Source organism: Okeania sp. (assembly GCF_983059655.1).
Window position 1 is genome coordinate 1 of sequence record NZ_CEZPJD010000266.1, and the last position, 9,749, is coordinate 9,749.

The 9,749-nt window shown below is 38.6% G+C and carries 10 protein-coding genes; 4 read left to right on the forward strand and 6 right to left on the reverse strand.

The window, feature by feature from the left end:
- Positions 1-861: RNA polymerase sigma factor (locus AC3DU7_RS15885; RefSeq protein WP_488040300.1), on the forward strand; the 861-nt coding region annotated here is incomplete at its 5' end.
- Positions 862-1,669: 808 nt separating this feature from the next.
- Entirely contained in the window at positions 1,670-2,383 is a 714-nt protein-coding gene (locus AC3DU7_RS15890; protein ID WP_488040301.1) for a hypothetical protein, read from the forward strand.
- A gap of 43 nt (positions 2,384-2,426) precedes the next feature.
- On the opposite strand, the gene AC3DU7_RS15895 is transcribed toward AC3DU7_RS15890, so the two are convergent.
- Positions 2,427-2,783 carry a hypothetical protein gene (locus tag AC3DU7_RS15895; protein ID WP_488040302.1) on the reverse strand — a complete coding sequence of 119 codons (357 nt, stop codon included), beginning with the start codon at positions 2,781-2,783 and terminating at the stop codon, positions 2,427-2,429.
- Between the two features lie 751 nt (positions 2,784-3,534).
- Between AC3DU7_RS15895 and AC3DU7_RS15900 the strand changes: the two genes are divergently transcribed.
- Positions 3,535-4,146 carry a hypothetical protein gene (locus AC3DU7_RS15900; protein ID WP_488040303.1) on the forward strand — a complete coding sequence of 204 codons (612 nt, stop codon included), beginning with the start codon at positions 3,535-3,537 and terminating at the stop codon, positions 4,144-4,146.
- Between the two features lie 397 nt (positions 4,147-4,543).
- Here AC3DU7_RS15900 and AC3DU7_RS15905 read toward each other — a convergent pair whose 3' ends face one another.
- The 5 genes from AC3DU7_RS15905 to AC3DU7_RS15925 form a co-directional block, all read right to left on the reverse strand.
- Positions 4,544-5,479, reverse strand: a complete 936-nt coding sequence (locus AC3DU7_RS15905; RefSeq protein WP_488040304.1) for an Rpn family recombination-promoting nuclease/putative transposase — start codon at positions 5,477-5,479, stop codon at positions 4,544-4,546.
- 14 nt (positions 5,480-5,493) lie between these two features.
- Positions 5,494-6,459, reverse strand: coding sequence for an Rpn family recombination-promoting nuclease/putative transposase (locus AC3DU7_RS15910; RefSeq protein ID WP_488040305.1), 966 nt, complete (start codon positions 6,457-6,459; stop codon positions 5,494-5,496).
- Between the two features lie 14 nt (positions 6,460-6,473).
- On the reverse strand, positions 6,474-6,566 hold the full coding sequence (locus AC3DU7_RS15915; protein ID WP_488040306.1) for a hypothetical protein: 93 nt from the start codon (positions 6,564-6,566) through the stop codon (positions 6,474-6,476).
- A 361-nt stretch (positions 6,567-6,927) separates the two neighbouring features.
- Positions 6,928-7,563 (reverse strand): vWA domain-containing protein, encoded by a 636-nt coding sequence (locus tag AC3DU7_RS15920; RefSeq protein WP_488040307.1) that lies wholly within the window; start codon positions 7,561-7,563, stop codon positions 6,928-6,930.
- A gap of 354 nt (positions 7,564-7,917) precedes the next feature.
- A complete protein-coding gene (locus AC3DU7_RS15925; RefSeq protein ID WP_488040308.1) occupies positions 7,918-9,186 on the reverse strand; it encodes a M16 family metallopeptidase in 1,269 nt (422 codons plus the stop codon).
- 231 nt (positions 9,187-9,417) lie between these two features.
- On the opposite strand from AC3DU7_RS15925, the gene AC3DU7_RS15930 reads away from it, so the two are divergent.
- Positions 9,418-9,749 (forward strand): pyridoxamine 5'-phosphate oxidase family protein (locus tag AC3DU7_RS15930; protein WP_488040309.1); only part of this gene is annotated, 332 nt, incomplete at its 3' end.

Here is a 9,749-nt window from a genome sequence, read left to right on the forward strand (position 1 = left end):
GTTTGTGGTGAGAATGTGCGGTCGCTGATGAGGTTAGCTTTCGCGGGGAAAATTGCTAATTTGCCTGCTTGGTTGATGACCTTGACTCGCAATTTATGTCTGGATCTCATCCGCAAACGTTCTCGGGGAGCTGTGGGTGTAGATGATATAGAGTGGGTTGGTGATAGTGGGGACATGGGGGTGGCTTCGGCGGTGGAGTTGCCAGAGCAGGTTTTGGAGAAGGATGAGAGGTCAGTGGTTATTCGACGGGCGATCGCTTCTTTGCCCGAACGGATGCGGGATACTTTTATTTTACATTATTATGAAGAGCTTTCTTATCAGGAAATTGTGGAGCGACAAGGGATTTCAATAGATTGTGTTTACAAGCGCATCTCCCAAGCACGAAAAAAGTTGAAAGAGAAGTTGAGTGGCTATTTTATCATGTCCCAGTTGGAGACAGGAAAAATCTCGATGTCACCACCCAAGAAAGAGGAAAGACCGTTGATAAGGTCCCATGAAGTTTTGAAAGGGAATGACATGGCAATGGTAAGTGTGGAAACTGAGGAAGCTTTTGTGGAAGCGGTGGAAAAACCAGAGATGGTGGAGAGTCCGGTGGAATCCCGGGAACGGGTTGAGGTTATGATACCGGATGCGGTGAGAGTATCGGCAGAAGCTGATGTGGATGTGGCGGAATGTTTCGAGTCTGTTGAGGTAGTAGGGGAGGATATTTATGATGTTGCAGGGGTTTGTGCAGAGATGGAGCAATGGCCGATACTGCCTGGTGTGTTGTCTCCTTTATCTCTGGAATTGACTTGGAGGAGGGATGTTTGGGAGAACGCCCCATTATCTGAGTGGGATTGGAGTTGTTGGCGGCGTGTTTAATTGGAGAGGTTATCGATCCTGAAGACAGTGTAGGGCACGGAGCTGTGGGTAATTGGTGGAGACTGTCAGGAGGGAGGCTTAGTTCTATTCTAGAGGCCGTCAGTGGTGTTGTCATTAGAAAATTTTTTGATGTCCCAGATTTCTCAATGTCTTATCAGCGGTACCTGGTTAAGGGAAGCCAAGACGGCGAACGGTTGCGTAGGGAGATGGGGGCTTGATTTCGGGCAGCAGAAAGTTCGTGAGTGGTGACTCTATACGGGAAGAGGGAACGGGGAAGGGTTTCGGAGTATTTCCGCAAAAGTGTTACTTTGTTCGGTATGCGTTGATTAAGATTCAGTATTTCGCGGAACCCGTTGTTTCCCTATAAAGAGTGTTTGGGTTCCAAAAATGCCGAAAATGCTAATCCCTGCTTGCTTCATGCTTTATTAAATAAGAACTAGCATGGTAAATATATTTTACTCCAGGTAATATACGCTTACATAGTTTTAATTTGTTGAAGTAAACGGGGCGCAATGTTTCAAATGGATTGTTAAATGGCTGGCCGCAGTGTCCATAGTAATTATGCACTCCGCGTGGGAGGAAAGAGTTACATAATAGTTTGTTGGTCCCCCTACATGCAAGCATCGATCCCCCCTGCCCTCCTCCAACGTCACATTATGATTTATTTCACGGTCAATGTCAGAAAAAGCGTCGATAGATCGTCTATATGATAGGACAGGTTAAGAAGGATACCAAAACCTCTACGCACATTTTAATAGAGTTAATGGGTCATAATCTGTGTAAAACGAAACGATAACAATTGAGAAGTATGTCAACAAGAATAAGTTACGAGCCGAGTGTTATAAGAAAGGCGAAGGCCATTCAGGATCGCCAACTAAAAAGGATACAGATGAAGGCAAAGGCTAGCCAGGAATACATCTTAAGGTGTGTAAATGAGTCAAATAGCAATTGGGTATTTTATGTGTACCAAACGTTACCTAGTCAAACGCCCGAGATGTTTTCGCTAGCCTGGTTTGCAAGCCCTTACTTGATAGCCCCTGGAAATTTCATAGAGTTTGTATGGTTTACAACATATGAGTTTGTGTGGGGAAATACAGGAGTGGTGAGACCGGGTGTAACCTTCAGAGCGGGAGGAATAAAAGAAGCTGATTTAGTTGAAAAGAACAGAACATCGTTTGGAATAGTGAATAGTGCACCCGATTTAACTATCCCGGAGAAGGATCCAAGTAATGCTGGAAGTCTAGTAATACAAGATATGGCGAATATACCAGCCGATACATATTCAGTTGGAATTGGGATGTCTGGCTATGGGACCTTTTTGGTGCAGGCGGAACCAAATTTGACACACATAATAACTCCGACTCCTCAATATTGGATAGCAGCGGGACAGGAGGTCCAGGTCGGCGATATATTGAATATTCAGACGGTTACGAATTCAGGAGAGGTGATATTCCCACCGAACATATTCGCGCAAGAAGCAAAATTAAATCGGCTTAATGAATGGGAGATAACCCCTATTTAACCTTATGAATTAACCCGATGTAGACCAACAGCGATCGCATTCCTCAATGCGACTTGCCGTGGATAGTTGAAAATGGGGAGAAAGTAGGATGGAAATCCATCGCTCCCTCCCCAACCTCTCCTAACTCAACTCTCTGAACTCCACTTCTAACCCAAATAAACCAACGGCGAGCGTATTCCTCAATGCGACTCGCCGTCGCATATTGCTCATAAAGCCGAGAGACCCGCTCAAAAAACCGTTCCACCGTCACCCTTGCTAAAGTATGAGTTGGTAGATGGTGCAGAGTTGTCGAAGGGTATGGTTGAGGAAAAGATAGGTGATGGGGCAAATGTTTGTGGTGAGAATGTGTTGTCTCTAGTGAGGAAAGTTGTGTTGTTGAGTTCGTTGCAGGATGTGACATGGACTGGATGTGGGGAGGCTCCTTTTAATGAATGGTGGCGCAAGGGGTTGATGTGGCTGGGCGATCGAGGGCGCATCCTTACTGATATTGTTTTGCGGCATTCGTGGATAGTGCCGAATTTGCAGAGTTTGAGACGGGATCAGATGGTGATGTGGAGAGACGGGGCGAGCGGCTATTCATCTTCTTTTGAAATGGCAGAGGAGTCATAGCGGATAGCCCCTGAATTCTAAAATAATTTTCACAGTGTAGTAGCCTTTCTGCTATGAGATTAAAGAAAAAAATGCAATGTTATAAATAGAGGATATAGGGAACTCTCAAGCAGAAAGAGAGTAATGGATGGTGAGGAAGTGCCTGGTAGGGAACGGAGAGGAGAGGCGAAAAAAAAGTCAAGGAAGAGTGATTTGAGGAAAATAGAGAGGAAACGGAAGGCTGAGGGTACATACAGCCAAAAAAATGATGTAATATAGAACCCCTAACCGTATCTTTTCTGTCCAAGATTATAATTAAGTAGCGATCGCCTAATTTTTAGAGATACCAAATGGGTTCTATACAGAACTTGCTTAAAATGTAAGCAAAATAAAGACGAGTTGCAAGAAAACAGGGCATCGGGAACCGGATATGTTTTCAGTGGAAAAAAAAAGGGAAGCGCGTAAGTCAGAAAAAGATGAGGCAGAGCGTCTAAAAATTAGAGTGTAGAACTCTAATAATATTCAGCATATTAGTGATATAGATACTATTTGAGAGGAAAAAAATGTTCACGAAAAACCTGTGGAAAAAATGCATGATAATAGTTGTCCTGATAGCATCCGTGATGTTGTCAAATATGTGGATCGGAAAAGCGGAAGCAGCCATATTAAGGGTAGAAGAGATCAGGTGTTATAAAACGGACGATGCGGACGATCAAATTGATGAGATTTATTTATACAATGAGGATGATGGCTATATTTGGCCTGGAAACAACGGAACCTATTCGATAGGAAACGGGGATACGGTCAGTCCAAATCTTATAAAGGAGTTTGATAATACTTATACATTCAGACTATATGATTATGACACATTTTCATCTGATGAGCTAATTGGTACTGATATTGATGTATATGAGAGTGAGTCAGGACGAACAGTTCCATTGAATAGTGGTTTTGCGGTCTACGACCTAACATATAGCGTAATATCGCAGGATAATGCAATGGTAATAAATGATCGCAAGCCAATGAATCATAAAGAAAAAAATGAAAAAATCAATGTGACAGTGAATGTGAGGATAAATGGAGAAATGTCTGGAACAAGCCGGATAAAGAACAACGAGGAGGAAGGAAGTGATAAGTATAAAATTACCCAAGAATATGATAACGATGCGAAGTGACCGTCGGGATGAAAAAGTGAAAAGCCCAATGTCAACAGAAGCGAAAAATGCGAAAATATATGATCTGGCGGGTACTTCCCCCAGGGCAGAGGTTAGCAATCGAGGGAAAAACGATGCGAGTAGACAAAGGGAGGGGAAATTAAGGAGTGGTCTGAGGGTAAAAAGGGGTCATCGCTCCTTCCCCTACCTCTAGCAACTCAACTCCCTGAACCCCACTCCTAACCCAAATCAACCAACGGCGAGCGTATTCCTCAATGCGACTCGCCTATTTCAGTTATCAGTTATCAGTTATCAGTTATCAGCACCGACCACCGATATCCAAAAAAATCTTTATTTCACACAGTAATGTTGGCGAGTTAGACACGGGATGAGACAATGGGCGATCGCCAAACCCAATTTATGACTGCAAACGCTCCTCCAACCACCTTTCCAAATCTGCCAAACTACTAAGACTTAAAAGCACCTTTACCAAATCTTCTAAATTTGCCAAAGCTAAATTTTCTATCTGACTACTAATATCTTCAGAAACCTCTCCAAAACGTTGAGTTATTAAAACTTTGACCACAGCGATAGTTTGATCGAGTCGTCCTCTTGCTTCCCCTTGTTGTTCAGCATAAGCTATCCTTCCTCTTTCATCTTGCATCGCTATCCCTCGGTTTTCAACTATCTCTAACTCCTCTGGACTCATGTTAATAAAATTGGCAATATTTAAAGCTTGTTCTATTTCCGCAACTTCCCCCAAATTCTCTGGTATCTCATCAAAACTAGCTGCCTCTTTCAGAAAATAAATCCACTTATCCGTCAAACTCTTTAACTCTGACAAACTTTTGTTAAATTTCGGCAGTTCCACAAAAATTAACCGCAATTCTTTTTCCAAGCATTTATACTTTTTAGTTTCCTCCTGAAACACAAATTTATTAATATAATCATCTTTATTAATATTATCATCAGTATTTTTAAACAGAATAAAATCTGTAATTGTGAGAGCTATTGCCGGATTTAACAAAGGATAATTCTCCCCTTTATCCAACTGATTAGCATAAGCTTTTGACAAATTGTAAGCCACCCGCTTATTAAAAGCAGTCATTGGTGCCACTTGCATTTCAATAATTACAATAGAGCCGTCAATTAAAACTGCTTTAACATCCAAATAAGTTTCTTTGAAACTGATAATTTTACCAGGATTAAAAGGATTGACAATTGTTAAATCCTTAATAGTTTTTTCTCCATCATAAATTATCGCATTCAGAAAACTGATTAAAATCTCTTTGCTTTGCTCAGAACCAAAGATTTTTTTAAAAGCATAATCAACTTTGGGATTGATAAATTTCATTGTAGTATTTCTCCCTATAAACGTTCCTGTAACCAATTTTCTAAATCTACCAAACTATTAAAGCTTAAAAATACCTTCACTAAATCTTCTACATCTGCTAAAGGCAAACCTTCTATCTGACTACTCATCCCTTCAGAAACCTCTCCAAAACGTTGAGTTATTAACAGTTTGACTAGAGCGATCGCTTGATTAAGCCGTCCTATTGTTTCCCCTTTAACTATCCCTCTTGCTTCTCCTCTTGCTTCCCCTTGTTGTTCAGCATAAGCTATCCTTCCTCTTTCATCTTGCATCGCTATCCCTCGGTTTTCAACTATCTCTAACTCCTCTGGACTCATGTTAATAAAATTGGCAATATTTAAAGCTTGTTCTATTTCCGCAACTTCCCCCAAATTCTCTGGTATCTCATCAAAACTAGCTGCCTCTTTCAGAAAATAAATCCACTTATCCGTCAAACTCTTTAACTCTGACAAACTTTTGTTAAATTTCGGCAGTTCCACAAAAATTAACCGCAATTCTTTTTCCAAGCATTTATACTTTTTAGTTTCCTCCTGAAACACAAATTTATTAATATAATCATCTTTATTAATATTATCATCAGTATTTTTAAACAGAATAAAATCTGTAATTGTGAGAGCTATTGCCGGATTTAACAAAGGATAATTCTCCCCTTTATCCAACTGATTAGCATAAGCTTTTGACAAATTGTAAGCCACCCGCTTATTAAAAGCAGTCATTGGTGCCACTTGCATTTCAATAATTACAATAGAGCCGTCAATTAAAACTGCTTTAACATCCAAATAAGTTTCTTTGAAACTGATAATTTTACCAGGATTAAAAGGATTGACAATTGTTAAATCCTTAATAGTTTTTTCTCCATCATAAATTATCGCATTCAGAAAACTGATTAAAATCTCTTTGCTTTGCTCAGAACCAAAGATTTTTTTAAAAGCATAATCAACTTTGGGATTGATAAATTTCATTGTAGTATTTCTCCCTATAAACGTTCCTGTAACCAATTTTCTAAATCTACCAAACTATTAAAGCTTAAAAATACCTTCACTAAATCTTCTACATCTGCCAAAGGCAAACTTTCTATCTAATACCATTTCTCTGTAACAATGCGCTTAATAATTCTTAACGTTCTGACCCAGGCTTGAACTTTACTGATAGTTGTTATCTTTTATTAAGCGCAGCTTCATAGAGAATTGGTATAACTACTCATCCCTTCAGAAACCTCTCCAAAACGTTGAGATATATAAACCTTGACCAGAGCGATCGCTTCTTTCAGCCGTCCTTGCTCTTATGCATAAGTTTGTTGCCCTTTCTCATCTTGCATCGCTATCCTTCGGAATTCAACAAACTTCAGGCAGAGGTACTGATAGCTGAGAACAGTAGGTTGGGTTAAGCGCAAGCGCAACCCAACAAATATTCCTAATGCTAGTACTTTGCTAGTCAACTAAAGCTTGAACTAGAATATCTGTGAGAGATTTTTGCTTAATTTCATACCAAAACTTCGTGTCAACAATATCACATTTTGCACCAGCTTTGACAAGATGATCGTCTAAGAAAGTTAAACATTCTGTTGTTGCTGGATCTTCACCAATTTGTAAAAAACTAATTCCTAATTCATAACTATTTTCTGTACCTGGAACTAGATCGATTTTTTCAGCAGCATTAATAATTAAATTTGCCAAAGCTTCTTGTTCATCAAAAATTTTATCTACTAATACTAAAATAATATCTCCATTCTTAGTTTGCTTTGCATCTCGGCGTTTAAAATAGTCATTAATAGCATCTTCTAAACTACTTACTACATCTATTATTTCTGGAGGATCTTTTAACTGAAATAGTTGAGCTAATCTGACGACTTCTGTATTTGTATACTTAATAAAAGGACTAGAAGCCAGATAAACAGTAATTCCATCATCATCTAAAGATTGACAATGCTTGGCTAAATCAATGATTTTTATTTGTGCTGCAATCCAATCTTCATAGTACAGATTAGAAGCAGACCAGCTTTCAAAACTTCGAGCAAAAATAAATGTGTAGTCTCGATTTTTTAGTAATGAAAGATTATCAGACATAAATTTTTACCTAGAATTTTAGTTAAGAGCAATATACTTTTTTATACTTACCTATCAAAATAGTAACAACTCAAACAAGTGTATGTCCATTAAATTAATATGAAATTATGCACAATATTATTCTTAAGAAAACTCATGTTTAACTCAGTTATGGAAAAACTAACTATTACCGAATAATTAATCATTATTAATTAAATAATTCAGCTTACTCTGCCTCCCCTTGGCTGCGTCGCGAGCTGTCGCTCTACAAGGGGAAAATCAAGAAATAATATTTCTTTATGTTCAATCAAGAGCGGTTTTAACCAGAGGTAATTATTTATTATCCATTATCCATTATCAATTAATGAATGAGTTTTAGGTAGGTATTAATGCTGTGACTGCATAGCGATTTGGAGATAAATATTTTTCAGCTAAATTGAGTAATTCTTTTGGTTGAAATGCTGTTATTTTTTCTGGATAAGCGAGCGCTAATTCTGGATTTGCTATAGTAAAATAATAACCATAAAGACCTGCTAACTGTCCCGGACTTTCAATGGAAAATACATAGTCATTACATAATAAACGCTTACACCTAGCTAACTCTACCTCTGATATCTCTTGAGTTAATAACTCATAAAGGCGATCGCCAATTCGTGCCTCTACTTCTGGAATATCTTTCGGCTCTAGCATAGCGCTAATTGTAAATAAACTTGAGTCTTGCTGCAAAGAGAAACTACTAACAATTCCTTGCACTAAACCTAAATCTTCACGCAACTCTCTAACTAACCTAGAACTTCTACCATCAGCTAATAATATTGACAGTAAATCTAATCCATAAGCATCGTCTACTTGTTCGACTCCAGGTCCTAACCAAGCCATTGTTAGACGACCTTGCTCTAATCTGGGCAAACATAATTCCTGACGACGAACTTCAGTTATTAACGGCTCTGCTCCTACTTCGACTCGCGGACAATGAGAACATTTTTCCGCAAAATTGGCAAAAGCTGCATTGACTAATTCTATTACCTGGGTTTGCTCCACTCTCCCAATAACTACCACTGCCATATTCTCTGGTTGATAGTAATGATTGTGAAAACAACGCATTTCATCAACTTCTCGTTCTTTGAGAAGTTCTGCTGTACCCATAACTGAACGTCGGTAGGGATGATGTTTGTAAACATTCTCCATCAATGCTTGAAAACCTACCGAGTCAACACAGTCTTCTGATTGACGAATTTCTTCCAATACCACTTCTCGCTCTCTGGCAAATTCTGATTCTGGTATGGAGGCACGCAATAATAATTCTGCTAATGGATGTACTACTTCTTCTATATATTGAGCAGCAGTTGTAATAAAAAAATGAGCATAGTCGTGACTTGTAGCTGCATTTGCTACTCCGCCACGATTTTCTATTATTTGATCGAAGATACCAGGACCTAATTTTTCTGTTCCCTTAAAAATCATGTGTTCTAGGAAGTGAGCCATACCTGACCATTTATCGGGTTCTTGCCTAGCACCTGCTCTTACCCACACATCTATAACCACTGCTGGAGTGGCTGAAATATATTGATGAATAATTGTTAGACCATTATCCAATTTGAAAACACTGGCTGGAAAATTAGAAGTAGAAGTTGCTACAGACAATTCTTTTAATAACTAAATTTGGGCTGAAGTTTGATTTGCATTAAATTACAATATTTTATAACTTTTTCCTACAAAAGTTTGTAACATCTAATACAATTAAAGCTGTAAAAAATTAGCCTTTTGGTTTGTAATATTATGTTCGATTAAATAGTTATAAATAACGACAGAGGAGTCATATCATGTCTGGTAGCATCGTTTTGTCGCAAACAGTTATCAAGAAAAATTTAAAAAATGCAGATATCATCTCCTATCGATCGACTCACTGAAAAAGCAAAACAGGTACTCAATGAAATTACCTATCTCACCTTAGCAACAGTAGATAAATCAGGACATCCTTGGAACTCACCTGTCTATTACGGCTTTGATGAAGATTACACATTTTATTGGTCATCATGGATAGAAAATCAGCACTCTCAAAATATTATTAATAATGGGCAGGTTTTTGCAGTTGTTTATGATTCAAAAGCATTGAGTGGAGAGGGATTTGGTGTTTATTTCAAAGGTATAGCTGAAGTTATTGAAGCAGAAAACGAAATATTCAATAAAGCAATTGATACTATCTA

Excerpts from the sequence above, each read along its gene's own strand:
- AC3DU7_RS15920 (WP_488040307.1), bottom strand. The coding sequence starts at position 7,563 with ATGTCTGATAATCTTTCATTACTAAAAAATCGAGACTACACATTTATT.
- AC3DU7_RS15900 (WP_488040303.1), top strand. The coding sequence starts at position 3,535 with ATGTTCACGAAAAACCTGTGGAAAAAATGCATGATAATAGTTGTCCTG.
- AC3DU7_RS15910 (WP_488040305.1), bottom strand. The coding sequence starts at position 6,459 with ATGAAATTTATCAATCCCAAAGTTGATTATGCTTTTAAAAAAATCTTT.
- AC3DU7_RS15895 (WP_488040302.1), bottom strand. The coding sequence starts at position 2,783 with ATGTCACATCCTGCAACGAACTCAACAACACAACTTTCCTCACTAGAG.
- AC3DU7_RS15905 (WP_488040304.1), bottom strand. The coding sequence starts at position 5,479 with ATGAAATTTATCAATCCCAAAGTTGATTATGCTTTTAAAAAAATCTTT.
- AC3DU7_RS15890 (WP_488040301.1), top strand. The coding sequence starts at position 1,670 with ATGTCAACAAGAATAAGTTACGAGCCGAGTGTTATAAGAAAGGCGAAG.